Consider the following 24,590-nt stretch of genomic DNA (forward strand, 5'->3'; position numbering starts at 1 on the left):
CGCCGGTGGGGGGACTTCGTGACGGCGCGGGGTCGGGCGGTCCCGGTGAGGCGGTGACCGCGGGCATGGGCCGGAACGCGTCATCCTAGAGCCCGAACAGCCCGTCTGACCAGGGGTTTCCCCGGACGTATACGGCATTGTCGGTGGCGTGGTGTGCAATGGATCTCGTGCCCGCACTGGAAGAACCCCTGAACCAACCGCTGAGGTCAGTGCTCGGCCCCGCCACCGCGAAGGTGATGGCCGAGCACCTCGGCCTGCGCACCGTCGGCGACCTGCTGCACCACTACCCCCGCAGATACGAGGAGCGCGGGCAGCTCACCCACCTCGCCGACCTCCCGATGGACGAGCACGTCACGGTGGTCGCCCAGGTCGCCGACGCCCGGCTGCACACGTTCGCCTCCGCGAGGGCGCCCCGCGGCAAGGGCCAGCGGCTGGAGGTGACGATCACCGACGGCAGCGGGCGGCTCCAACTGGTCTTCTTCGGCAACGGCGTGCACAAGCCCCACAAGGAACTCCTGCCGGGCACCCGTGCGATGTTCTCGGGCAAGGTCTCCGTCTTCAACCGGCGGCTCCAACTCGCCCATCCCGCGTACGAACTGCTGCGCGGCGCCGACGACGAGACCGCGGAGACCGCGGAGAGCTGGGCCGGCGCCCTGATCCCCATCTACCCGGCCACCGCCAAGATGGAGTCCTGGAAGATCGGCAAGGCGATGCAGACGGTGCTGCCCGGCGCGCGCGACGCCGTGGACCCGCTGCCCGAGTCCCTGCGCGAGGGCCGCGGCCTGGTCTCCCTGCCCGAGGCCCTGCTCAAGATCCACCGCCCGCACACCAAGGCGGACATCGCCGACGCCCGTGCCCGCCTGAAGTGGGACGAGGCATTCGTCCTCCAGGTGGCCCTCGCCCGCCGCCGGCACGCCGACGCCCAGCTTCCCGCCGTCCCGCGCAGACCCGCCCCCGACGGCCTCCTGGCCGCCTTCGACGACCGGCTGCCGTTCACGCTCACCGACGGCCAGCGCAAGGTCTCCAAGGAGATCTTCGACGACCTGGCCACCGAACACCCGATGCACCGGCTGCTCCAGGGCGAGGTGGGTTCGGGCAAGGCGCAGCCCCTCGACTCCCTCGTGCTCACGCCTGCCGGTTTCCGCCGGATGGGGGACCTGAGGACCGGGGACGAAGTCGTCGTGCCGGACGGGGAGATCGCGCCGGTCGACGGGGTCTTCCCGCAGGGAGAGCGCGATGTCTGGCGGCTGCTCCTCTGCGACGGAAGCTCCGTCGAGTGCGACGACGAGCACCTGTGGATCGTCGCCACCAGCGGTGCGTGGCGACGAGGTCAGGCTCCCAAGGTCATGACGACCCGGGAGATCCGCCTGGACACCTTCGACGCCGACGGATCTTCGAAGTGGTACCTCCCGGCAGCCACCCCGGTCGATCTCGGGGACGACTCCGGGCCGCCTGTCGACCCGTACCTGTTCGGCCTCCTTCTGGGAGACGGCTCATACGGGCACGACCTGCGTCTGTCCACGATCGACGCCGAGATCCGCGATGCGGTGGCGAGCGCCCTGGCACCCGAGTGCCACCTGGTATCGGTGCAGGGATCCGAGGGCGAGTACACGATCCGGTCGACCCGTCGTGCGGATGGCGTACGCAATCCGGTGATCCAGGTGTTGCGGGACCTGAACCTCTGGGGTGTGACCTCGCAGGGCACATTCGTTCCCGAGGGGTTCAAGAACACCTCGATCAAGAACCGTCTCGCCGTGCTCCAAGGGCTCATGGACACCGGCGGCACCGTGCACACGGATGGTTTCGGTGCCTCGTTCCGCTCGGCCTCGCCGCGGCTCGCGGAGGATGTCGCCTGGCTGGTGCGCTCCCTGGGAGGGCGGGCACGGATCCTGCCGGAGCGGGCGGGGTTCGACGTCTCCGTGTCCCTGCCCGGCCTGTACGCGCCGTTCCGGCTGACACACAAGGCCGAACAGATGGGTTCCCTCCCGACGCACCACACGTTCCGACGCGGAATCCGCGCGGTGGAGTACGTGGGGCGAAAGCCCGTGCAGTGCATCAGCGTCGCTCACCCGAGCCGTGCCTACGTCACGGACAACTTCACCGTGACCCACAACACCATGGTCGCCCTGCGCGCCATGCTGGCCGTCGTCGACGCGGGCGGTCAGGCCGCCATGCTCGCGCCGACCGAGGTGCTGGCCCAGCAGCACCACCGCTCGATCGTGGAGATGATGGGCGAGCTGGCCGAGCAAGGGATGCTGGGCGGCGCCGAGCAGGCCACCAAGGTGGTGCTGCTCACCGGTTCCATGGGCGCCGCGGCCCGCCGGCAGGCACTGCTCGACCTGGTCACCGGGGAGGCCGGGATCGTGATCGGCACGCATGCGCTGATCGAGGACAAGGTGCAGTTCCACGACCTCGGCCTGGTCGTCGTGGACGAGCAGCACCGCTTCGGCGTGGAGCAGCGCGACGCCCTGCGCGGCAAGGGCAGGCAGCCCCCGCATCTGCTGGTCATGACCGCGACGCCGATCCCGCGGACCGTCGCCATGACCGTCTTCGGCGACCTGGAGACCTCCGTCCTCGACCAACTGCCCGCCGGGCGTTCGCCGATCGCGAGCCATGTCGTCCCGGCCGCCGACAAGCCCCACTTCCTGGCGCGCGCCTGGGAGCGGGTGCGCGAGGAGGTCGCGGGCGGGCATCAGGCGTACGTCGTCTGCCCGCGCATCGGCGACGACGGCGACGAGGGCGACGAGGGCGACGATCCGAAGAAGAGCGGCGCCGGGAAGTCGCCGGAGGACGAGGCCGAGAAGCGGCCCCCGCTGGCCGTCCTCGACGTGGCCGCCCAGCTCTCCGCGGGCCCCCTGCGCGGTCTGAAGGTCGAGGTCCTGCACGGCCGGATGCAGCCCGACGACAAGGACGCGGTCATGCGGCGCTTCGCGGCCGGCGAGACCGACGTCCTGGTGGCCACGACGGTCATCGAGGTCGGCGTCAACGTGCCGAACGCCACCGCGATGGTGATCATGGACGCCGACCGTTTCGGCGTCTCCCAACTGCACCAGCTGCGCGGCCGTGTCGGCCGTGGCTCGGCCCCCGCACTGTGCCTGCTGGTCACCGAGATGCCCGAGGCGAGCGCGGCCCGCCAGCGGCTGAACGCGGTCGCCGCCACCCAGGACGGCTTCGAACTGTCCCGCATCGACCTGGAACAGCGCCGGGAGGGCGACGTCCTCGGCCAGGCCCAGTCCGGCGCCCGCTCCAGCCTGCGGGTCCTCGCCGTCATCGAGGACGAGGAGATCATCGCCGAGGCCCGCGAGGAGGCGGCCGCGGTGGTCGCCGCCGACCCCGAACTGGAGCGGCTGCCCGGCCTGCGGACGGCGCTGGACGCCCTGCTGGACGAGGAGCGGGAGCAGTATCTGGAGAAGGGCTGAGACACTGGGATCGCCACCACCCGAGCGCACCCCGCGCCCCAGCACCCCGACAAGGACCCGAGATGACCCGCGTGATCGCCGGCCGGGCCGGCGGACGCCGTCTGGCCGTTCCGCCGGGCAACGGAACCCGCCCCACCTCCGACCGGGCGCGCGAGGGGCTCCTGTCCACCTGGCAGTCCCTGCTGGGCGGCCCCCTGGACGGCGAGCGGGTCCTCGACCTCTACGCGGGCTCGGGCGCCGTCGGCCTGGAGGCGCTGTCCCGCGGGGCCGGCCACACCCTGCTCGTCGAGGCCGACGCCCGGGCCGCCCGCACGGTCCGCGAGAACGTACGGGCCCTGGGCCTGCCGGGCGCCGAGGTCAGGGCGGGCCGGGCGGAGCAGATCGTGCGCGGGCCGGCGCCGGCCGAGCCGTACGACATCGTCTTCCTCGATCCCCCGTACGCCGTCTCCGACGAGGATCTTCGGGAGATTCTGCTCACACTCCGCACGGAGGGCTGGCTCGCCACGGAAGCCCTCGTCACCGTGGAGCGCAGCACCAGAGGCGGGGATTTCCACTGGCCGGACGGCTTCGAAGCACTCCGGGCCCGTCGCTACGGCGAGGGAACGTTTTGGTACGGTCGCGCCGCCTCTACGTGCGAAGACGCACGATGACCGGATCGGAGAGCGAGGGATCACAAGTGCGCCGCGCCGTCTGTCCCGGGTCGTTCGACCCCATCACCAACGGACACCTCGACATCATCTCCCGCGCCTCCCGTCTGTATGACGAGGTCTATGTCGCGGTCATGATCAACAAGTCCAAGAAGGGCCTGTTCGAGATCGACGAGCGGATCGACCTGATCCGCCAGGTCACCGCCGAGTACGGCAACGTCCGGGTCGAGTCCTTCCACGGCCTGCTGGTCGACTTCTGCAAGGAGCGCGACATCCCCGCCATCGTCAAGGGCCTGCGCGCCGTCAGCGACTTCGACTACGAGCTGCAGATGGCGCAGATGAACAACGGTCTCTCCGGTGTCGAGACCCTCTTCGTCCCCACCAACCCCACCTACAGCTTCCTGTCCTCCTCCCTCGTCAAGGAGGTCGCGACATGGGGCGGCGACGTCTCGCACCTGGTGCCCCCGGTGGTTCTCGACGCCCTCAACAAGCGCCTCCGCAAGGACTGATGGGGCTACAGTCGTCCCGTCCGTCTCCAACACAGCTGTAGAGAGTGGCGAGCACAGGTGGACGTGCAGAAGAAGCTCGACGAGATCGTGGCCGCGGTCTCCAACGCCCGGGCCATGCCCATGTCGGCGTCGTGCGTGGTCAACCGCGCCGACCTGCTCGCGATGCTCGAAGAGGTGCGCCAGGCGCTGCCCGGCTCCCTCGCCCAGGCCCAGGAGCTGATCGGCGGCCGTGAGCAGATGGTCGAGCAGGCCCGCCAGGAGGCCGAGCAGATCATCCAGAACGCGCACGCCGAGCGCGGCTCGCTGGTCTCCGGCACCGAGATCGCCCGCCGTTCCCAGTCCGAGGCGGACCGGATCCTCACCGAAGCCCGCAAGGAGGCGGAGGAGATCCGGGCCGAGGCCGACGACTACGTGGACTCCAAGCTCGCCAACTTCGAGGTCGTCCTCACCAAGACCCTCGGCTCCGTCGGCCGTGGCCGCGAGAAGCTGCTGGGCACCGGCCCCGGCCTGGACGAGGCGGGCTACGAGGACGAGGACGCCCCCGAGCGCAGCCACGACCCGGAGACCCTGCGGCGCACCGCCGACGAGTACGTGGACGTCAAGCTCGGCGCCTTCGAGGCGGTCCTGGCCAAGACCCTGGAGGCCGTCGGCCGCGGCCGTCAGACGCTGCACGGCCGCATCGCCACCGACGACCTCGGCGCCCTCGCCGACGACACCACGACCTACCAGCACTCCAGCGACGCCGACTACCTCGCCGACCTCGCCGCCGTGTCCGACGCCCCGGCCGAGCCGTCGGCACCGCGGCAGCCCGCGCCGCCCCAGCCCGCGCAGCAGCCCGCCGCGGGATACGAGCCACAGCCCGCCTACGGCTACCAGCAGCAGCCCGACCCGTACGCGGGCTTCCCGCACCAGCAGGGCCGGCAGGGCTACGCCCCGCAGGATCCGTACGGCTACCAGCAGCCCGACCCGTACGCCGCCCCCGGCTACGCCCCCGCCGCGGACGCCGCCTTCCAGGGCTACGACGCCCAGCAGGCCGGCTACGACCAGGCCGAGGCCGCTCAGGCAGCTCAGGGCCGGCCGCCGGCCCAGCAGGGCTACGCCCTCGACGAGACCAGCCTGTTCGACACCAGCATGATCAGCGCCGAGCAGTTGCGCGCCTACGAGCAGGGCCGGGGCCGGTAGCCGGCAGCGGATTGGGCCGTGAGCGAAAGGTCCAGTATCCTGTCTCTTCGGTCGCACCCACATCCGCGATCAGCGCTGCCCCGGAACACCGCCGGGCGGCGTCCCTCTGAGTTCAGAAGATCGAAAGCAGGAATGGCCGCCCACACTCGCCTCGACCACCGCAACCCGTTCGTGTTCGACACACACGAGCTGGGGCGGCGTCCGGGCGCGCTCCAGCGGCTGACCCGCACGGTCGACGCTCCCCGGGACTTCGGTCTGCAGGGAGTCGTCGGGGTACCGGAAGGCGCCCCGGTGGAACTCGAACTCCGACTTGAGTCGGTCATGGAAGGGGTGCTCGTCACGGGTACCGCCCGTGCCGCCGCCCAGGGGGAGTGCGTAAGGTGTCTGGAGCCGGTCGAGCTGCGGCTCGAAGCGGACTTCCAGGAGATGTTCTCGTACCCTGACGCCGACGACCGGGGCCGCGTGATCGCGGAACCGGGCGACGACGCCGAGGACGACGAGAGCAGGTTCTTCATCGAGGACGGACTCATCGACCTCGAACCCGTGCTGCGTGATGCGGTGGTGCTCGCACTGCCGATGCAGCCGGTGTGCCGGGACGACTGTCCGGGTCTGTGCTCCGAGTGCGGAGCGCGGCTCGCGGACGAACCGGACCACCACCATGCCGCCGTCGACATCCGGTGGGCGGCTTTGCAGGGACTCGCCGACACCATGACGGACGGCGAGAAGGACGAGATGGGCGGCGACGTGCCTCGATCAGCACGCGCCGACGAGAAGCAGGAGAAGTAGCCGTGGCTGTTCCGAAGCGGAAGATGTCGCGCAGCAACACGCGCCACCGCCGGTCGCAGTGGAAGGCTGCGGTCCCCACCCTGGTTGCGTGTGAGCGCTGCCACGAGCCCAAGCTGCAGCACATCGCGTGCCCGTCGTGCGGCACCTACAACAAGCGCCAGGTTCTAGAGGTCTGAGCGGCTGGTGAGAGGCACTGTGTCCACGCCGAAGAAGAACTCTTCCCGCGCGAGCGGAAGCGGACCAGCGGACAACACGGCCTCGTCCCACACGCTGCTGGAAGGGCGGCTCGGCTACCAGGTCGAGTCCGCCCTTCTGGTGCGAGCACTGACCCACCGTTCCTACGCGTACGAGAACGGCGGTCTGCCGACGAACGAGCGGCTGGAGTTCCTCGGGGACTCCGTCCTCGGTCTCGTCGTCACGGACACGCTGTACCGCATCCACCCCGACCTGCCCGAGGGCCAGCTGGCCAAGCTGCGGGCCGCGGTGGTGAATTCGCGTGCGCTCGCGGAGGTGGGCCGTGGTCTCGAACTGGGCTCCTTCATCCGGCTCGGCCGCGGTGAAGAGGGCACGGGCGGCCGGGACAAGGCATCCATCCTCGCCGACACCCTTGAAGCGGTGATCGGCGCGGTCTATCTCGACCAGGGCCTCGACGCGGCGTCCGAGCTGGTGCACCGGCTCTTCGACCCGCTGATCGAGAAGTCCTCGAACCTCGGAGCCGGCCTGGACTGGAAGACCAGCCTCCAGGAACTGACCGCGATGGAAGGGCTCGGCGTGCCCGAGTACCTGGTCACGGAGACCGGACCCGATCACGAGAAGACCTTCACTGCTGCCGCCCGCGTCGGAGGCGTCTCGTACGGCACCGGCACCGGCCGCAGCAAGAAGGAGGCGGAGCAGCAGGCCGCCGAGTCCGCCTGGCGGTCCATCCGGGCCGCGGCGGACGAGCGCGCCAAGACGGGACAGGGCGCCGCGGTGGCCGTCGAGGCCGCGGGCGACGACCCCGACGCGACGGCCGCACCCGCCTGACCATCAGCACATCCGAACCGCCCGCCCCCCGACGGGGGGCGGGCGCTCGGCTTCCCACACGGTCCGTCACGGGGGTCCCATGCCCGAGTTGCCCGAGGTCGAGGTCGTACGCCGTGGTCTGGAGCGGTGGGTCGCGCACCGTGCCGTCGCCGAGACCGAGGTGCTGCACCCGCGGGCCGTACGCCGTCATGTGGCCGGTGCCGACGACTTCGCGCACCGCCTCAAGGGCCACCGCATGGGTGTTCCCCGCCGCCGGGGCAAGTACCTGTGGCTGCCGCTGGAGGACACGGACCAGTCGGTCCTCGCCCATCTCGGGATGAGCGGTCAGCTGCTGGTCCGGCCGCACGAGGCACCGGACGAGAAGCACCTGAGGATCCGTGTCCGGTTCGCCGACGACCTGGGCACGGAGCTGCGCTTCGTCGACCAACGCACCTTCGGCGGGCTGTCGTTGCACCCCACCACCCCCGAGGGGCTGCCCGATGTCATCGCGCACATCGCCCGCGACCCGCTCGATCCGCTCTTCGACGACGAGGCCTTCCACCAGGCGCTGCGCCGGAAGCGGACCACCATCAAACGGGCCCTGCTGGACCAGTCGTTGATCAGCGGCGTCGGCAACATCTACGCGGACGAGGCCCTTTGGCGGGCCCGGATCCACTACGAGCGTCCGACGGCGCACTTCACCCGGCCGCGCACGGCCGAACTGCTGGGCCATGTGCGGGACGTGCTGAACGCGGCCCTCGCCGTCGGCGGCACCAGCTTCGACAGCCTCTACGTCAACGTGAACGGCGAATCGGGTTACTTCGACCGGTCCCTGGACGCGTACGGGCGCGAGGGGCTGCCGTGCCGGCGCTGCGGCACTCCGATGCGCCGCCGCCCCTGGATGAACCGGTCCAGCTCCTTCTGCCCGACGTGCCAGCGCCCGCCGCGCGTCAGGGCGTAGCCCTACGGGCGTCGTACGCCGCGCGGGCCGTCAGGATGTCGTCCATGGAGCCCTCCACACAGTGGATGAGGGCCAGCAGGCGCTCGGCGACCTCGCGGCCCAGGGGCGTCAGCTCGTAGTCCACCCGGGGCGGGTTGGTCGGCTGGGCCTCGCGGTGCACCAGGCCGTCGCGCTCCAGCGCGTGCAGCGTCTGGGACAGCATCTTCTCGCTCACGCCGTCGACACGGCGGCGCAACTCGTTGAAGCGGTACGGGCCCTCGTGCAGGGCGCCCAGGGTGAGCGCGCCCCAGCGGCCCGTGACATGCTCCAGCGTGCCGCGCGACGGGCAGGCCCGGGCGAACACGTCGTACGGGAGGCGCCACTGCGCGGGGCGCTCCTGGGTCGCGGTCATGACGCAAGCGTATGTGAGCACAGCGCTAACCGGTAGGTTGCACTAACTGCGAGACAGTGCCGCGGACCGGGTCAGTAGCCGAAGTCCTGGGTCCACCAGGGGCCGCCGGAGGCGAAGTGCACGCCGACACCCAGGGTCTTGAAGTCGCAGTTCAGTATGTTGGCCCGGTGCCCCGGGCTGTCCATCCAGGCCGCCATCACGGCGGCCGCGTCGGCCTGGCCCCGGGCTATGTTCTCGCCGCCGAGGCCGGTGACGCCCGCCGCGGTCGCCCGGTCCCACGGGGTCGCCCCGTCCGGGTCGGTGTGGTCGAAGAAGTCACGCGCGGCCATGTCCTCGCTGAACGCCTCGGCCAGCCGGGCCAGCGCGCCGTTCGCCGTCAGGGCGTCGCACCCCACCTTCGCCCGCTCCTCGTTGACCAGCCTCAGCACCTCCGCCTCGGCGGCTGCCTGCGCGGAGACCGTCGCCGGCGCGGACGCCCGCTTCGTCGGTTTCGCCGGCTCCGCGGCGGCCGGCGCCGAGGGCCGCTCGGTCTGCGGCTTCGTGGGCGTGGCGGTGGCGGTCGGCTTCGTCGTCGCCGTCCGGGACGGGGCGGGCGCCGACGAAGCCGGTTCGGACGGCGCGGGAGAGGTCGACCGGGGAGTGCCGGGGCCGGTGCCCCTGCCGGTGTCGCGGCCGGGTTCGGCGCTGCCGGAGGTGCCGCCCTGCTCGGTGGCCGTGTTGCCGGGCACCCCGTCGGCCTGCACCTTGTCGCTGCCGTCGGTGCCGCCGATCGTGTAGTCGCCCAGCCCGGGCACCACGCCCGTGGCCACCGCGACCGTGCCGAGGGCGACGGCGGCGGAGACGCCGAGCAGACCCGTGCGCACCGGCGTCGCGGCCTTCTTCTCGCGCCGGTGCCCGCGCTCACGGGCCGTGTCGTCGTCCGCGGGGGAGAACTCCGCCGCGAAGAAGCCGCGGCCGTCCGCGCCGGGTCCGTCACCGGGGTCCGCCCCGGGTCCGTAACCGTCGTCCGGTCCGGGCCCGTAACCGTCATCCCTGCCGTCGTCCGTCGCGTACAGGTACGCCGTGCTCCTCGCTCCGGCCGCGGTGTACGCACCCGGGTCCAGATAGGGCGCGACGCCCAGCGGGGCGCGGCCGTCCGCGTGCGCGTACCGCGAGTCGGGGTTTCGCGGAGCGGAGCCGCGCGGCGGGGTGACACCCGTGGTGCGACCCGCGGCGCGGCCAGCGGCGGAGCGTCGGTGGCGTCCCATGTCCTGGCCTTCCTCGGTCTCGCGGTCGACCCCCCATGCGATCCCGTGGGCCAACCCAACTCACTCGATCGAGTGAGTTTCATTGCGTCGGGACGGTATCGCATGACGCCTGGGGCGGAAGTGCCCCTGGAGACATCGGCCGGTTAGGTTGCAGCCATGAGCGAGGAAGTACGGCTGGTCGCCTGGGTGCGCGGATACGTCCAGGGCGTGGGTTTCCGCTGGTTCACGCGCGCCAAGGCCCTGGAGATCGGCGGCCTGAGTGGTTTTGCTCTCAATCTGGGGGACGGACGGGTCCAGGTGGTCGCCGAGGGCCCCCGAGAGGGCTGCGAAGGGCTCCTCGACTGGCTGCGGCGCGGCGACACGCCCGGGCGGGTGGACGGCGTCACCGAGATATGGGACACACCCCGCGGGGGCTACGAGGGATTCGCCGTACGCTGACGCCCCGACGGCGAGGCGCCGCGGGCCGAAGCGGAGGGACTGCCACCGGCACCCGCCCGAAGCAGAAATGACCTGGTGGTTGCCAAGAACCGCACGTCGTGGCAGGCTCCCCAGCACAAATGATCTCCACGCCCTGAGGACCCCGCAGGAGCCGCAGCGCAGCCCCTCCGCAGGCCGCGCGCCCCCGGGACGACCGCCAATACGGGGCGTGATCGTGTTGACCGTCAAACTTTTTGGTGAGACGCTGAAAGCCCCGCGCACCTTAGCTGTTTGGCATGGAGCATCGGCAGAGCAACACTCGACAGTGTCAAGCACCGCGGGTGCGAATCCCTCACGACCCACACCGCTTCGGTCGGTCACTCAGTGTGGAGGACCATCCATCATGGCAAAGGCGCTTCTCGGTTACGTCGGCGGCTCCGACCCTCGACTCCTCGCCGAGATGCGACGGCTCCAGCAGCGCGTCCAGGATCTGGAATCCGAGCTCGTACGGATCCAGGCCGAGAACGAGGCGCTGACGGCTGCCGCTTCTCACGACAGGATCATGGAGAGCATCGACGCACACCAGGCGGAGCCTGCGCTCACCTGATCACTGCATCGCTCCACGACGGCACACGCAGTGGTTGGGCTGCCCGTATCAACCGCTATGTTGTCAGAGTTGCAAGGGACGCCTCGGCGTCCCTTCTTTCTTCCCCGGCTCCGCCGCCCGGCCCTTTCTCTCCGCCGCGCATCCTTTCACTGTCTTTAACGTGTGGTGTGCCCTGCATGTTCATGCGTGAAACCGCGAGGGTTGCGAGGGTTCATGGAGTGAGATAGCGGCGGCGGGTAAAGTCCACCGGCGTGCACCTCAAGGCCCTGACCCTGCGCGGGTTCAAGTCGTTCGCCTCGGCGACCACGCTCCGGTTCGAGCCGGGGATCACGTGCGTCGTGGGACCGAACGGCTCGGGCAAGTCCAACGTCGTCGACGCGCTCAGCTGGGTGATGGGCGAGCAGGGTGCCAAGTCGCTGCGCGGCGGCAAGATGGAGGACGTCATCTTCGCCGGCACCACCGGCCGCCCGCCGCTCGGCCGGGCCGAGGTGTCCCTGACCATCGACAACTCCGACGGCGCGCTGCCCATCGAGTACTCCGAGGTCACCATCACGCGGATCATGTTCCGCAACGGCGGCAGCGAGTACCAGATCAACGGCGACACCTGCCGTCTCCTGGACATCCAGGAGCTGCTGTCGGACTCCGGCATCGGCCGCGAGATGCATGTCATCGTCGGCCAGGGCCAGCTCGACTCCGTCCTGCACGCCGATCCCACCGGCCGCCGTGCCTTCATCGAGGAGGCCGCCGGCGTCCTCAAGCACCGCAAGCGCAAGGAGAAGGCGCTCAGGAAACTGGACGCGATGCAGGCCAACCTGTCGCGCGTGCAGGACCTCACCGACGAACTGCGCCGCCAGCTGAAGCCGCTCGGCCGGCAGGCGGCGGTCGCCCGCAGGGCGGCCGTGATCCAGGCCGACCTGCGGGACGCGCGGCTGCGGCTGCTCGCCGACGACCTGGTACGGCTGCGCGAGGCACTGAAGGCCGAGATCGCCGACGAGGCCGCGCTGAAGGAGCGCAAGGAGGCAGCCGAACGGGAACTGAGGAAGGCGCTCCAGCGCGAGGCGCTGCTCGAGGACGAGGTGCGCCGGCTCACGCCCCGGCTGCAGCGCGCCCAGCAGACCTGGTACGAGCTGTCCCAGCTGGCCGAGCGGGTACGCGGCACGATCTCGCTGGCCGACGCGCGGGTCAAGAGCGCCACGGCCGCGCCCCCCGAGGAGCGGCGCGGCCGGGACCCGGAGGACATGGAACGGGAGGCCGCCCGCATCCGTGAGCAGGAGGCCGAGCTGGAGACGGCCCTGGAGGCGGCCCAGCGCGCCCTCGACGACACCGTCACCCACCGCGCCGAACTGGAACGCGAACTAGCCGTCGAGGAACGCCGCCTGAAGGACGTGGCACGCGCCATCGCTGACCGCCGCGAGGGCCTGGCCCGGCTGAACGGGCAGGTCAACGCGGCCCGCTCACGCGCCGCCGCGGCCCAGTCCGAGATCGACCGGCTGGCCGCTGCACGGGACGAGGCCCAGGAGCGGGCCGCAGGGGCACAGGAGGAGTACGAGGCACTGAAGGCCGAGGTCGACGGCCTCGACGCGGGCGACGCCGAACTCGCCGAGCGGCACGACGCGGCGAAGGCGGCGCTGGCCGAGGCGGAGTCCGAACTGACCGCCGCTCGGGAGGCGGCCACCGTGGCGGAGCGCCGGCGCGCCGCGACCCGGGCCCGGCACGAGGCGCTGGCGCTTGGCCTGCGCCGCAAGGACGGCACCGGCGCGCTGCTCGGGGCGAGGGACCGGCTCACCGGCGTGCTCGGCCCGGCGGCGGAACTGCTCACCGTGGCGCCGGGCCATGAGACCGCGCTGGCGGCGGCCCTCGGCGCGGCGGCGGACGCCGTCGCGGTGACCACGCCCGCCTCGGCTGCGGACGCCATCCGGCTGCTGCGCAAGCAGGACGCGGGCCGCGCGGCGCTCCTGCTCGGCGGGGCCCCCGACGACGTACCGCGGCAGCCGCACCCGGACAAAGCGCCGTACGCCGCCGATCTCGTCCAGGGCCCCGCCGAGCTGATGCCCGCCGTGCGGCGGCTGCTGCGCTGCGTCGTCGTGGTCGGCACTCTCGAAGACGCCGAGGACCTGGTCCAGGCGCACCCCGGGCTGACCGCCGTCACCGCCGAGGGCGATCTGCTCGGCGCCCATGTGGCGCACGGCGGGTCGGCCGGGGCGCCGAGCCTGCTGGAAGTGCAGGCGTCCGTCGACGAGGCGGCCGCCGAACTCGACGAGCTGGCCGTGCGTTGCGCGCGGCTGACCGAGGCGCAGGGCGCGGCGCAGGAGCGGCGCCGGGAGTGCGCCGCGCTCGTGGAGGAACTGGGGGAGCGGCGCCGGGCCGCCGACCGGGAGAAGTCGGCCGTCGCCCAGCAGCTCGGGCGGCTCGCCGGGCAGGCGCGGGGCGCGGCCGGCGAGGCCGAGCGGTCCACCGCGGCGGCGGCCCGGGCGCAGGAGGCACTGGACCGGGCCGTGCGGGAGGCCGAGGAACTGGCCGAACGGCTCGCCGTCGCCGAGGAGATGCCGATCGAGGAGGAACCCGACACCTCCGTACGGGACCGGCTGGCCGCCGACGGCGCCAACGCCCGGCAGACCGAGATGGAGGCACGGCTCCAGGTCCGCACCCACGAGGAGCGGGTCAAGGGGCTCGCCGGCCGGGCCGACGCGCTCGACCGGGGCGCCCGCGCGGAACGCGAGGCACGCGCGCGTGCCGAACAGCGGCGCGCCCGGCTGCGGTACGAGGCCTCGGTGGCGCAGGCCGTGGCCTCCGGCGCGCGGCAGCTGCTCGCACATGTCGAGGTGTCGCTGGGCCGGGCCGACGCGGAGCGCACCGCCGCCGAGGCGGCCAAGGCACGCCGGGAGCAGGAGCTGACCGCCGCACGGAACGCCGGGCGCGACCTCAAGGCCGAACTCGACAAGCTGACCGACTCGGTGCACCGGGGAGAAGTGCTCGGCGCGGAGAAGCGGCTGCGGATGGAGCAGCTGGAGACCAAGGCGCTGGAGGAGCTGGGCGTGGAGCCGGCGGGACTCGTCGGCGAGTACGGCCCGCACCAGCCGGTGCCGCCCTCCCCGCCCGCCGAGGGCGAGGAACTGCCAGACGACCCGGAGCACCCGCGCAATCGCCCGCGGCCGTTCGTGCGCGCCGAGCAGGAGAAGCGGCTGAAGGCCGCCGAACGCGCCTACCAGCAGCTCGGCAAGGTGAATCCGCTCGCCCTGGAGGAGTTCGCCGCGCTGGAGGAACGGCACAAGTTCCTCAGCGAGCAGTTGGAGGACCTGAAGAAGACGCGCGCCGATCTGCTTCAAGTGGTGAAGGAGGTCGACGAGCGTGTCGAGCAGGTCTTCACGGAGGCGTACCGGGACACGGCCCGGGAGTTCGAGGGCGTCTTCAGCCGGCTCTTCCCGGGCGGCGACGGGCGGCTGGTGCTGACCGACCCCGACAACATGCTCACCACGGGCGTGGACGTGGAGGCCCGGCCGCCGGGCAAGAAGGTCAAGCGGCTGTCCCTGCTGTCCGGCGGGGAGCGCTCGCTCACCGCCGTCGCGCTGCTCGTGTCCATCTTCAAGGCCCGGCCCAGCCCGTTCTACGTCATGGACGAGGTCGAGGCCGCCCTCGACGACACCAACCTCCAGCGGCTGATCCGCATCATGCAGGAGTTGCAGGAGGCCTCCCAGCTGATCGTGATCACTCACCAGAAGCGCACGATGGAGGTCGCCGACGCGCTCTACGGCGTCTCCATGCAGGGCGATGGTGTGTCGAAGGTCATCTCGCAGCGGCTCCACTGATACCTCATTTAAGAAGTGAACCCGGCTCATCGGATTCGCTGGCCTCTATGGGGGCACCGTGATCGAATTTGACTTCGAAACTTGAAGGCATAGTCTCTGCGACGTTGTTTTTGTCTTCAGGTGTGAGCGGTTTGATCTTGTGCGCCACTGGTACCTGAAGGGCTCACCCCCACCCCGGCGGCGTTGCCGGCGGCCCGAGGAGTATCAACGTGACCAGCACAGCGCAGGCACCCCAGTCAGGAGCCGGAACAGCTCACCCCGACCATCTCGGGCACGTCGTCTTCATCGCGGCGGCGGCCGCGATGGGCGGCTTCCTCTTCGGATACGACAGCTCCGTGATCAACGGCGCCGTGGAGGCCATCCGCAGCCGCTACGACATCGGCTCTGCGGCCCTCGCCCAGGTCATCGCCATCGCCCTGATCGGCTGTGCCGTCGGCGCCGCGACCGCCGGCCGGATAGCGGACCGCATCGGCCGCATCCGCTGCATGCAGATCGCCGCGATCCTCTTCACGGTCAGCGCCGTCGGCTCCGCGCTGCCCTTCGCGCTCTGGGACCTCGCCTTCTGGCGGATCGTCGGCGGCTTCGCCATCGGCATGGCCTCGGTCATCGGCCCCGCCTACATCGCCGAGGTCGCCCCGCCGGCCTATCGCGGCCGCCTCGGCTCCTTCCAGCAGGCCGCGATCGTGGTGGGCATCGCCGTCTCGCAGCTGGTCAACTGGGGCCTGTTGAACGCCGCGGGCGGCCAGCAGCGCGGCCGGCTGATGGGCCTTGAGGCCTGGCAGGTCATGCTCGGCGTCATGGTCGTCCCGGCCGCCCTGTACGGGCTGCTGTCCTTCGCCATCCCCGAGTCGCCCCGCTTCCTGCTCTCCGTCGGCAGGCGCGAGCGGGCCCGCGAGATCCTCGCCGAGGTCGAGGGCAAGGGGGTCGACCTCGACGCCCGGGTCGCCGAGATCGAGCACGCCATGAAGAGCGAGCACAAGTCCACCTTCAAGGACCTGCTCGGCGGCTCCTTCTTCTTCAGGCCGATCGTCTGGGTCGGCATCGGCCTGTCGGTGTTCCAGCAGTTCGTGGGCATCAACGTCGCGTTCTACTACTCCTCGACGCTGTGGCAGTCGGTCGGCGTCGACCCGACGGACTCGTTCCTCTACTCCTTCACCACGTCGATCATCAACATCGTCGGCACCGTGATCGCGATGATCTTCGTCGACCGCATCGGCCGCAAGCCGCTCGCGCTCATCGGCTCGGTCGGCATGGTCGTCGGTCTCGCGCTGGAGGCATGGGCGTTCTCCCATCACCTGGTCGACGGGAAGCTGCCGGCCACGCAGGGCTGGGTCGCCCTGATCGCCGCCCATGTCTTCGTCCTCTTCTTCGCGCTCTCCTGGGGCGTGGTCGTCTGGGTCTTCCTCGGCGAGATGTTCCCGAACCGGATCCGTGCCGCCGCGCTGGGCGTGGCCGCCTCCGCGCAGTGGATCGCCAACTGGGCCATCACCGCGAGCTTCCCGTCGCTGGCCGACTGGAACCTGTCGGCGACCTATGTGATCTACACGGTGTTCGCCGCGCTCTCCATCCCGTTCGTCCTCAGGTTCGTCAAGGAGACGAAGGGCAAGGCGCTGGAGGAGATGGGCTGACCGCTCCGCCGGTTCGGCCGAGACGGGCCGGTGTCAGTGTGCGGTTTCGTTGTGGCTGGGCGCGGGCGGGACTGGGCGTTATGGGTCGTCGGCCGGCTGCGGCTTGGTTGTGGCTGGGCGCGGGCGGGACTGGGCGTTATGGGTCGTCGGCCGACTGCGGCTTGGTTGTGGCTGGGCGCGCCGTTCCCCGCGCCCGCTGGGGGCTCGTACGGGGTCAGTTCTTCAGGGACGGGAGTACCTGGCGGGTGAACAGGTGGAGGCTGCGCCAGGCCTCCTCCAGGGGCATTCCGCCCGCCAGGGGGTGCAGCACCAGGTTGTCGAGGCCCTGCGCCACGCATTCCTCGGGAGTGAGGATCCGGTACACGCCCTCCGCGCGCAGCTCGTCCACCGTCGTGGCCGCTGAGCGCACCGCCGAGCGGATGTCCCCGGACTGCCAGGACGCGTATGTGCGGGCCTCGTGCAGGAAGTACCGGCCGTACTCGGCCCACGCCCGGTCCGGGTCCTCGGCGATGTGCAGCAGCGGGGTCTCGGCGCCGGGCATCAACGTCCAGCCCTGCGTGCCGTACTCGACCAGCCGCTCCTTGTAGTACCCCTCCAGCTCCGGCAGGTGCGCACTGGGGAAGAACGGCAGGCCGAGCCGGGCCGCCCGGCGGGCCGCGGCCCGGGAGGAGCCGCCGACCAGGAGCAGCGGGTGCGGCTCGGTGCACGGACGCGGCGTGACTCGGACCGTCCGGCCCCGGTACGCGAACTCCTCGCCGGTCCACGCCTTCAGCAGGGTCTCCAGCAGCTCGTCCTGGAGCCGGCCGCGCCGCTTCCAGTCCACGCCGCTGCGGGCGTACTCCTCGGGCCGGTACCCGATCCCGGCGACGGTGACCAGCCGGCCGCCGCTCAGCAGATCGAGCACGGCGATGTCCTCCGCCAGCCGCAGCGGGTCGTGCAGCGGGCCGATGGCCGCGGACACCGTGACCGCGATCTGCCGTGTCGCCCCGAACACCGCGCCCGCGAACACGAACGGCGACGGCATCCAGTTGTCGGCGACGCCGTGGTGCTCCTCGGTCTGGATGGTGGTGATGCCCTGTTCGTCGGCGTAGCCGGCCATCTCCAGGGCGGCCCGGTAGCGGGCGGCGAGCGCGGCGGGGGTGGCGCCGGGTTCGACGAGGTTGAAACGGACGACCGTTGCGGGCATGGAGGTCCCCCTGTCACCGGGTGGTTGGTGCGGTCGCGGGGACGTTAGCTGACGATGCGTCAGACAGCCAGAGTCGTGAACTCCTCGGCCGCCCCCGCCCCGTCCGGCGCCAGCTGCCCGCGCCCGTCGTCGGCGGCAGGACCGTGATGTCGGCGGCGATCCGGGTGGGAACGAGGCTGTGGACCGGCGCCGTGCGTTCGTGCGACGGGACCGGTTCGAGGCCGCGGATTTCGAGGCTCCGCGCGGGTCCCCTGCGGGGCGGCCCGGCGCCCTCGTGGTCGGTGGTGGTGCCCGTGCGGCGACATGGTGCGTAACCTGACAAAGCCCCCAAGGTGGCCTTTGTCGCTTGGAGGAACACACAAGCTGGGTCAGGTCGGGACCCATGGCTGATACTGGTCGGGTTATGGAAACCGTCATCCTTGCTGTAGTCATCGCCGTGGTCGTGCTCGGCGCGATCGGCGGGCTCGTCGTCGGCAGCCGGCGCCGCAGGTCGCTGCCCCCGCCGCCACCCGCCGCGCCGGACATCACCGCTCCTCCGGCCGAGCCGCATGTCGGCGACGAGGCCGAGACGCCGCACGACGAGTCGCGCCGCACGATCGAGGAGGTGGACCTCCCGGGCGGCTCGGCCCCGACCGCCGTCGAGGAACCGCCCGCCGTCGAAGAACTGCCGGCGCCCGAGATCGAGGTTCCGGAACCCACCGCCGGCCGCCTGGTGCGGCTGCGCGCCCGTCTGTCCCGCTCGCAGAACGCCCTCGGCAAGGGGCTGCTCACCCTGCTGTCGCGCGAGCACCTCGACGAGGAGACCTGGGAGGAGATCGAGGACACCCTGCTGACCGCCGACGTCGGTGTGCAGCCCACCCAGGAGCTGGTCGAGGGCCTGCGCGAGCGCGTGAAGGTGCTCGGCACCCGTACGCCCGAGCAACTGCGCGGGCTGCTGCGCGAGGAACTGCTCAAGCTGGTCGGCACCGATGTGGACCGCACGGTGAAGACCGAGCCGGAGGGCCGCAAGCCGGGGATCGTCATGGTCGTCGGCGTCAACGGCACCGGCAAGACCACCACCACCGGCAAGCTGGGCCGGGTCCTGGTCGCCGATGGGCGCACGGTCGTCCTCGGCGCCGCCGACACCTTCCGGGCCGCCGCCGCCGACCAGTTGCAGACCTGGGGCGAGCGGGTCGGCGCCTACACCGTGCGCGGGCCGGAGGGCGGGGATCCCGCCTCCGTCGCGTTCGACGCGGTGAAGGAGGGCAAGGAGACGGGCGTCGACGTGGTGCTCATCGACACCGCCGGGCGGCTGCACACCAAGACCGGGCTCATGGACGAGCTGGGGAAGGTCAAGCGCGTGGTCGAGAAGCATGCCCCGCTCGACGAGGTGCTGCTCGTCCTCGATGCCACCACCGGGCAGAACGGGCTGGTCCAGGCCCGGGTCTTCGCCGAGGTCGTCGACATCACCGGCATCGTGCTGACCAAGCTCGACGGCACGGCCAAGGGCGGCATCGTGGTCGCCGTCCAGCGTGAGCTGGGCGTCCCGGTCAAGCTCATCGGCCTCGGCGAGGGCGCGGACGACTTGGCGCCGTTCGAGCCGGAGGCGTTCGTCGACGCCCTGATCGGAGAGTGACCCCCACCCGCGACATCCCCCACAAGGCAATCGGCGCCCGCCCCGGACCCCACCCGGGAGCGGGCGCCGCCACGTAAGCGCCCGGCCCACGGCACCGGCCTGGGGCGTTTGTGGCGGTGTGGCGGCATGTGAGCCCTGGGCGCCAGCCGGCCGCCCCGCCAGCCGGCGGCGCGCGCCTGGCCCCGGGGAGTCGTGACGGTTGGGCGGGCGCGCCGGCTTGGGGGATTCGTGACGGTGGGGCGGGCGCGCCGGCTTGGGGGAGCGGTGGTGGGGCGGGTGCGTCGGCTTGGGGGGGGAGTGGTGGTGGCTTTGGGGTGTTTGGTGGCTCTGCGGCGTGGGACGGCTTGAGTGTCCGTAGGTTCGCGGCACGGTACGGACCCCGGGGCGGCTCGGGCCCGTTCGCTGCGGCACCTCTTCCGTGGGCTGGGGAGAGCGAACCGTGCGGACGCGCCGGGGCGGCTCGTGTTCGGTCGCCCGTGGCAGTCCTTGCGCCGGCGTTCCACCCGCCCGTCGCGCCGACCAGGGAAACCCCCGAAAGCCTCCGCGCGCCGTATGCCCCGGCCGTACCCCCGGAGGGTCAGGCTCGGGAGCGGTGGGCTACGTAGGCCAGGGTGCCCAGGAGCAGGCGGGCCGCCGGGGGGCCGGTCGCCGAGTCGAGGGCCGGCGGGCGGAGCCAGTGGGCCGGGCCCAGGTCGCCCCGGTCGGAGGGCGGGGCCGTGATGTACTCGCCGGGGCCGAGGCCGCGCAGGTCGAGCGCGGTCGGGTCGTCCCAGCCGAGGCGGTACAGGAGCACGGGGAGTTCGGCGGCGGCGCCGGGGGCGACCAGGAACTGGGCGCGGCCGTCGGGGGTCGCGACGACCGGGCCCAGGGGCAGACCCATCCGCTCCAGGCGGGCCAGGGCCCGGCGCCCGGCGGGCTCGGCCACCTCCAGCACGTCGAACGCGCGGCCGACCGGCAGCATCACCGCGGCGCCGGGGAACTCGCCCCAGGACCTGGTGACTTCGTCGAGCGTGGCCCCGGCGGGGATCTGGGATGCGAACTCCAGCGGATGGGCGCCCGGCTTACGGCAGTCCGGTCGGCCGCAGGAACAGGTGCCCCCCACGGTCCGTGCGCCCGGCACCACGTCCCAGCCCCACAGCCCGGTGAACTCGGCGACCGTGGTGCACTCCGACGAGCGGACGCGTCGACGCGTACCGGAGCGGATCTCGCGAATGCCGCCGATCGTGAAGCCCATGCCCCCTCCAACGGGTCCGGCACGCCGATGGTTACGACGTGGAACGAGACGGAAGCGGAACGTGACCATATGGCTCCGTCTACCCCTGCATCCCATGGGAGCCGAGCGGCGCCATGAAGCGTCCCCAGTGGTACACAGGGAACTGCGCGCCCCCGAGTGCACCGCTGCATCTACTTCCGTCCGTCCTATGTCAAGTGAATCGCGCCTGGGTGACAGTGAGTTCATTCGAAGGGGTGGCGAATGGTGGCGTTTCTGGGATCGCCATGGCAGGACGGGTGATCGTAGGATTACTTTGAGTGCACGAGGCCTGGGGCACATGCAACTTCGGGTATGCCGGAGGCAACTCGGCATCCCGTTCGAAGGGTGAGATTCGCCGGACGGGCGGCCTTGCCCACCGGCATTCTGATAGGGCTTGGCGCACGCGGTGACAAGTGGTCTCAGGAATGGGGGCGTTCCAGTGGGCGGCAACGGCGGTGGCGGGACGAACGCTGACAAGCGCCCCAATGAGCTGTTGGGCTCGTGGTTCGTGCGCAGCGGCTGGTCCAAGGGCGAGCTGGCCCGCCAAGTGAACCGCCGGGCCCGCCAGTTGGGGGCCAACCACATCTCGACGGACACCTCCCGGGTGCGCCGCTGGCTGGACGGCGAGAACCCCCGCGAGCCGATCCCCAGGATCCTGTCCGAACTGTTCTCCGAGCGGTTCGGCTGCGTCGTCTCCGTCGAGGACCTCGGCCTGCGCGCCGCCCGCCCCACACCCTCCGCGACCGGCGTCGACCTGCCCTGGACGGGCCCGCAAACAGTGGCCCTGCTCAGCGAGTTCTCGCGCAGCGACCTCATGCTGGCGCGGCGCGGCTTCCTCGGGAACTCACTGACCCTGTCCGCTGGCCCCTCCCTCATCGAGCCGATGCAGCGCTGGCTCGTCCCCTCGCCGCCCTCCCCGCGGCCCGCACCCGAGACCCCCGCCGAGTCCCGGCGCCCCGGCCGGCTGTCCAAGCCCGAGCTGGACCTGCTGGAGTCCACCGCGATGATGTTCCGCCAGTGGGACGCCCAGTGCGGCGGCGGCCTGCGCCGCAAGGCGGTCGTCGGCCAGCTGCACGAGGTGACCGACCTGCTCCAGGAACCCCAGCCGGAGGCCACCAGCAGGAAGCTCTTCAAGGTCGCCGCCGAACTCGCCGAACTGGCCGGCTGGATGAGCTACGACGTCGGGCTCCAGCCCACCGCGCAGAAGTACTTCGTCCTCGCCCTGCACGCCGCCAAGGAGGCCGGCGACAAGCCCCTCGGCTCGTACATCCTCTCCAGCATGAGCCGGCAGATGATCCATCTCGGCCGGCCCGACGACGCCCTGGAACTGATCCACCTCGCCCAGTACGGCAGCCGGGACTGCGCGAGCCCGCGCACCCAGTCCATGCTGTATGCGATGGAGGCCCGCGCCTACGCCAACATGGGACAGCCCGGCAAGTGCAAGCGGGCGGTCCGGATGGCCGAGGACGCCTTCGCCGACGCCGACGAATGGGACGAGCCGGACCCCGACTGGATCCGCTTCTTCTCCGAGGCCGAGCTGTACGGCGAGAACTCCCACTCCTACCGCGACCTCGCCTACGTGGCCGGCCGCAGCCCCGCCTACGCCTCCCTGGCCGAGCCCCTGATGCAGCGGGCCGTCGAGCTGTTCGCCACGGACCACGAGCACCAGCGGTCGTACGCACTGAACCTGATCGGCATGGCCACCGTGCACCTGCTGCGCCGCGAGCCCGAGCAGGGCACGGCGTACGCCGCACAGGCGATGAGCGTCGCCAAGAAGGTGCGCTCCGAGCGGGTGAACACCCGTATCCGAAAGACCGTCGACACGGCCGTGCGCGACTTCGGCGACCTCGCCGAGGTCATCGACCTCACCGACCAGCTCGCCAGCACCCTCCCGGAGACCGCGGAAGCGGTCTGAACCCCCAGAACCCCGGCCGCGGCCGGCCCTCCCGCACAGCCCGACTCGGCTCCCCCATGCCAGGTCATCGGAGGGTCGCCCGCGGCCGGTCCGTTTTCCCGTGCGGAAGGTTGCGCCACGATGACGATGGACGTCGTCCGATCCGGCAGTTCATCGACGCGTAACACGCACGGCGTCTTCGTCACCCCGGTGAAACAACGAGGGGCCTCGACCGAAACCGCGCTGCGCCAGTCTCAGGGCGCATAACCGGCCCATCCCTCATGGCCGGACCACAGTCAGGCTTCGCCCGCACGGGCCGTACCGACCGACGAGGAGACGCCGATGGCACCAGCCATCACGCTTGCCGCGGAGGCGCACAAGCTGTCCGCCGCGAACACAGGCTTCATGCTCATCTGCTCCGCCCTGGTGATGCTCATGACCCCCGGCCTGGCCTTCTTCTACGGGGGCATGGTCCGGGTCAAGTCCACCCTGAACATGCTGATGATGAGTTTCATCAGCCTGGGCATCGTCACCATCCTGTGGGTGCTCTACGGCTTCTCCATGGCCTTCGGCGCCGACAAGGGCTCCATCGTCGGCTGGACCTCCGGCTTCGTCGGCTTCAGCGGGATCGACAAGCTGGCCCTCTGGGACGGCTACACGATCCCGGTCTTCGTCTTCGCGGTCTTCCAGCTGATGTTCGCGATCATCACGCCCGCCCTGATAAGCGGCGCCCTCGCGGACCGCGTGAAGTTCTCGGCGTGGGCCGTCTTCCTGGTGCTGTGGGTCACGGTCGTCTACTTCCCGGTGGCGCACTGGGTGTGGGGCTCCGGCGGCTGGGCCTTCGACCTCGGCGTGATCGACTTCGCCGGCGGTACGGCGGTGCACATCAACGCGGGTGCCGCGGCACTCGGCGTGATCCTCGTCATCGGCAAGCGCGTCGGCTTCAAGAAGGACCCGATGCGCCCGCACAGCCTCCCGCTGGTCATGCTCGGCGCCGGTCTGCTGTGGTTCGGCTGGTTCGGCTTCAACGCCGGCTCCTGGCTCGGCAACGAGGACGGCGTCGGCGCGCTGATGTTCGTCAACACGCAGGTCGCCACCGCCGCCGCCATGCTGGCCTGGCTCGCCTACGAGAAGATCCGGCACGGCGCCTTCACCACGCTGGGCGCCGCCTCCGGCGCGGTCGCCGGCCTGGTCGCGATCACCCCGTCCGGTGGCGCGGTCTCCCCGCTCGGCGCGATCGCCGTCGGCGTCATCGCCGGTGTCCTGTGCGCGATGGCCGTGGGCCTGAAATACAAGTTCGGCTACGACGACTCCCTCGACGTGATCGGCGTCCACATGGTCGGCGGCATCGCCGGCTCCCTGCTCATCGGCTTCTTCGCCAGCGGCAAGGGCCAGTCCGACGTCAAGGGCCTGTTCTACGGCGGCGGCCTGGACCAGTTCTGGAAGCAGTGCGCCGGCGTCTTCGGCGTCCTCGCCTACTCCCTGATAGCCTCCGCTGTCCTCGCCTTCCTCCTCGACAGGACCATCGGCATGCGGGTCACCGAGGACGAAGAGGTCTCCGGCATCGACCAGGCCGAGCACGCCGAGACCGCATACGACTTCAGCGGCGCCGGCGGCGGAGTCGTGGGCACCGCCGCGTCCGCCCTGACCGCCATGCAGAGCAAGAAGGTGGACGCATGAAGCTCATCACCGCCGTCGTCAAGCCCCACCGGCTCGACGAGATCAAGGAAGCCCTGCAAGCCTTCGGGGTGCACGGTCTGACCGTCACCGAGGCGAGCGGCTACGGACGACAGCGGGGACACACCGAGGTCTACCGCGGCGCCGAGTACACGGTCGACCTGGTACCCAAGATCCGTATCGAGGTGCTGGCCGAGGACGACGACGCCGAGCAGCTGATCGACGTCATCGTCAAGGCGGCCCGCACCGGCAAGATCGGTGACGGCAAGGTCTGGTCCCTGCCGGTCGAGACGGCCGTCCGGGTCCGCACCGGCGAGCGCGGCCCGGACGCCCTCTGACCGGACGCGCCGTCCGGCACAAGGCC

The 24,590-nt window shown here is 71.3% G+C and carries 20 protein-coding genes; 16 read left to right on the forward strand and 4 right to left on the reverse strand.

The features are described from left to right. Positions 1 to 158: 158 nt before the first annotated feature. The 8 genes from ABT245_RS20760 to mutM all read left to right on the forward strand — a co-directional run bounded on the left by ABT245_RS20760 (position 159) and on the right by mutM (position 8,506). Positions 159 to 3,419 carry a helicase-related protein gene (locus ABT245_RS20760; protein ID WP_351735608.1) on the forward strand — a complete coding sequence of 1,087 codons (3,261 nt, stop codon included), beginning with the start codon at positions 159 to 161 and terminating at the stop codon, positions 3,417 to 3,419. 62 nt (positions 3,420 to 3,481) lie between these two features. Further along, positions 3,482 to 4,069, forward strand: a complete 588-nt coding sequence (gene rsmD, locus ABT245_RS20765; RefSeq protein ID WP_351735610.1) for a 16S rRNA (guanine(966)-N(2))-methyltransferase RsmD — start codon at positions 3,482 to 3,484, stop codon at positions 4,067 to 4,069. Between the two features lie 26 nt (positions 4,070 to 4,095). After that, entirely contained in the window at positions 4,096 to 4,575 is a 480-nt protein-coding gene (gene coaD, locus ABT245_RS20770) for a pantetheine-phosphate adenylyltransferase (RefSeq protein WP_351735754.1), read from the forward strand. A 57-nt stretch (positions 4,576 to 4,632) separates the two neighbouring features. Next, on the forward strand, positions 4,633 to 5,757 hold the full coding sequence (locus tag ABT245_RS20775; protein WP_351735612.1) for a F0F1 ATP synthase subunit B: 1,125 nt from the start codon (positions 4,633 to 4,635) through the stop codon (positions 5,755 to 5,757). 132 nt (positions 5,758 to 5,889) lie between these two features. Then, on the forward strand, positions 5,890 to 6,543 hold the full coding sequence (locus ABT245_RS20780) for a YceD family protein (protein WP_351735614.1): 654 nt from the start codon (positions 5,890 to 5,892) through the stop codon (positions 6,541 to 6,543). A 2-nt stretch (positions 6,544 to 6,545) separates the two neighbouring features. Beyond that, complete coding sequence (gene rpmF / locus ABT245_RS20785) at positions 6,546 to 6,719, forward strand: 50S ribosomal protein L32 (RefSeq protein ID WP_007493396.1); 174 nt, start codon at positions 6,546 to 6,548, stop codon at positions 6,717 to 6,719. Positions 6,720 to 6,726: 7 nt separating this feature from the next. Further along, entirely contained in the window at positions 6,727 to 7,566 is an 840-nt protein-coding gene (gene rnc / locus ABT245_RS20790; RefSeq protein ID WP_351735616.1) for a ribonuclease III, read from the forward strand. Positions 7,567 to 7,645: 79 nt separating this feature from the next. Then, positions 7,646 to 8,506, forward strand: coding sequence for a bifunctional DNA-formamidopyrimidine glycosylase/DNA-(apurinic or apyrimidinic site) lyase (mutM, locus tag ABT245_RS20795; RefSeq protein WP_351735618.1), 861 nt, complete (start codon positions 7,646 to 7,648; stop codon positions 8,504 to 8,506). Here the strand turns inward: mutM and ABT245_RS20800 are convergent. Continuing rightward, entirely contained in the window at positions 8,496 to 8,897 is a 402-nt protein-coding gene (locus tag ABT245_RS20800) for a winged helix-turn-helix transcriptional regulator (RefSeq protein WP_351735620.1), read from the reverse strand. The two genes, mutM and ABT245_RS20800, sit on opposite strands and share 11 nt — an antisense overlap. A 71-nt stretch (positions 8,898 to 8,968) precedes the next feature. Then, entirely contained in the window at positions 8,969 to 10,144 is a 1,176-nt protein-coding gene (locus ABT245_RS20805) for a CAP domain-containing protein (RefSeq protein WP_351735622.1), read from the reverse strand. 156 nt (positions 10,145 to 10,300) lie between these two features. Here ABT245_RS20805 and ABT245_RS20810 point away from each other — a divergent pair, with 156 nt between their 5' ends. From ABT245_RS20810 to ABT245_RS20825, 4 genes are all read left to right on the forward strand, one after another. Next, positions 10,301 to 10,582, forward strand: coding sequence for an acylphosphatase (locus tag ABT245_RS20810; protein ID WP_351735624.1), 282 nt, complete (start codon positions 10,301 to 10,303; stop codon positions 10,580 to 10,582). Between the two features lie 382 nt (positions 10,583 to 10,964). After that, positions 10,965 to 11,168 (forward strand): hypothetical protein, encoded by a 204-nt coding sequence (locus ABT245_RS20815; protein WP_055623302.1) that lies wholly within the window; start codon positions 10,965 to 10,967, stop codon positions 11,166 to 11,168. Between the two features lie 251 nt (positions 11,169 to 11,419). Then, positions 11,420 to 14,974: a chromosome segregation protein SMC gene (gene smc / locus ABT245_RS20820; protein ID WP_351735627.1), complete on the forward strand. Its 3,555-nt coding sequence runs from the start codon at positions 11,420 to 11,422 to the stop codon at positions 14,972 to 14,974. Positions 14,975 to 15,183: 209 nt separating this feature from the next. After that, a complete protein-coding gene (locus ABT245_RS20825) occupies positions 15,184 to 16,602 on the forward strand; it encodes a sugar porter family MFS transporter (RefSeq protein WP_351735629.1) in 1,419 nt (472 codons plus the stop codon). Between the two features lie 214 nt (positions 16,603 to 16,816). On the opposite strand, the gene ABT245_RS20830 is transcribed toward ABT245_RS20825, so the two are convergent. Further along, a complete protein-coding gene (locus tag ABT245_RS20830; RefSeq protein WP_351735631.1) occupies positions 16,817 to 17,788 on the reverse strand; it encodes an LLM class flavin-dependent oxidoreductase in 972 nt (323 codons plus the stop codon). A gap of 403 nt (positions 17,789 to 18,191) precedes the next feature. On the opposite strand from ABT245_RS20830, the gene ftsY reads away from it, so the two are divergent. Next, positions 18,192 to 19,403: a signal recognition particle-docking protein FtsY gene (gene ftsY, locus ABT245_RS20835; protein ID WP_351735633.1), complete on the forward strand. Its 1,212-nt coding sequence runs from the start codon at positions 18,192 to 18,194 to the stop codon at positions 19,401 to 19,403. Between the two features lie 577 nt (positions 19,404 to 19,980). On the opposite strand, the gene ABT245_RS20840 is transcribed toward ftsY, so the two are convergent. Further along, entirely contained in the window at positions 19,981 to 20,637 is a 657-nt protein-coding gene (locus ABT245_RS20840; protein ID WP_351735635.1) for a bifunctional DNA primase/polymerase, read from the reverse strand. Positions 20,638 to 21,094: 457 nt separating this feature from the next. Here ABT245_RS20840 and nsdA point away from each other — a divergent pair, with 457 nt between their 5' ends. From nsdA to ABT245_RS20855, 3 genes are all read left to right on the forward strand, one after another. Further along, on the forward strand, positions 21,095 to 22,570 hold the full coding sequence (gene nsdA / locus ABT245_RS20845) for a transcriptional repressor NsdA (RefSeq protein WP_351735637.1): 1,476 nt from the start codon (positions 21,095 to 21,097) through the stop codon (positions 22,568 to 22,570). Positions 22,571 to 22,891: 321 nt separating this feature from the next. Continuing rightward, positions 22,892 to 24,229, forward strand: coding sequence for an ammonium transporter (locus tag ABT245_RS20850; RefSeq protein ID WP_351735639.1), 1,338 nt, complete (start codon positions 22,892 to 22,894; stop codon positions 24,227 to 24,229). Next, positions 24,226 to 24,564: a P-II family nitrogen regulator gene (locus ABT245_RS20855; RefSeq protein WP_003997576.1), complete on the forward strand. Its 339-nt coding sequence runs from the start codon at positions 24,226 to 24,228 to the stop codon at positions 24,562 to 24,564. Before ABT245_RS20850 ends, ABT245_RS20855 begins: the two co-directional genes overlap by 4 nt. The last annotated feature ends 26 nt before the right edge of the window (positions 24,565 to 24,590 follow it).

Origin of the sequence: Streptomyces sp. NPDC001508, assembly GCF_040298665.1 — a bacterium.
Lineage (GTDB): Bacteria > Actinomycetota > Actinomycetes > Streptomycetales > Streptomycetaceae > Streptomyces.

Excerpts from the sequence above, each read along its gene's own strand:
- ftsY (WP_351735633.1), top strand. The coding sequence starts at position 18,192 with ATGGAAACCGTCATCCTTGCTGTAGTCATCGCCGTGGTCGTGCTCGGC.
- ABT245_RS20780 (WP_351735614.1), top strand. The coding sequence starts at position 5,890 with ATGGCCGCCCACACTCGCCTCGACCACCGCAACCCGTTCGTGTTCGAC.
- mutM (WP_351735618.1), top strand. The coding sequence starts at position 7,646 with ATGCCCGAGTTGCCCGAGGTCGAGGTCGTACGCCGTGGTCTGGAGCGG.
- ABT245_RS20815 (WP_055623302.1), top strand. The coding sequence starts at position 10,965 with ATGGCAAAGGCGCTTCTCGGTTACGTCGGCGGCTCCGACCCTCGACTC.
- rsmD (WP_351735610.1), top strand. The coding sequence starts at position 3,482 with ATGACCCGCGTGATCGCCGGCCGGGCCGGCGGACGCCGTCTGGCCGTT.
- ABT245_RS20855 (WP_003997576.1), top strand. The coding sequence starts at position 24,226 with ATGAAGCTCATCACCGCCGTCGTCAAGCCCCACCGGCTCGACGAGATC.
- ABT245_RS20830 (WP_351735631.1), bottom strand. The coding sequence starts at position 17,788 with ATGCCCGCAACGGTCGTCCGTTTCAACCTCGTCGAACCCGGCGCCACC.
- ABT245_RS20800 (WP_351735620.1), bottom strand. The coding sequence starts at position 8,897 with ATGACCGCGACCCAGGAGCGCCCCGCGCAGTGGCGCCTCCCGTACGAC.
- ABT245_RS20850 (WP_351735639.1), top strand. The coding sequence starts at position 22,892 with ATGGCACCAGCCATCACGCTTGCCGCGGAGGCGCACAAGCTGTCCGCC.
- ABT245_RS20805 (WP_351735622.1), bottom strand. The coding sequence starts at position 10,144 with ATGGGACGCCACCGACGCTCCGCCGCTGGCCGCGCCGCGGGTCGCACC.
- ABT245_RS20760 (WP_351735608.1), top strand. The coding sequence starts at position 159 with ATGGATCTCGTGCCCGCACTGGAAGAACCCCTGAACCAACCGCTGAGG.
- ABT245_RS20840 (WP_351735635.1), bottom strand. The coding sequence starts at position 20,637 with ATGGGCTTCACGATCGGCGGCATTCGCGAGATCCGCTCCGGTACGCGT.
- ABT245_RS20810 (WP_351735624.1), top strand. The coding sequence starts at position 10,301 with ATGAGCGAGGAAGTACGGCTGGTCGCCTGGGTGCGCGGATACGTCCAG.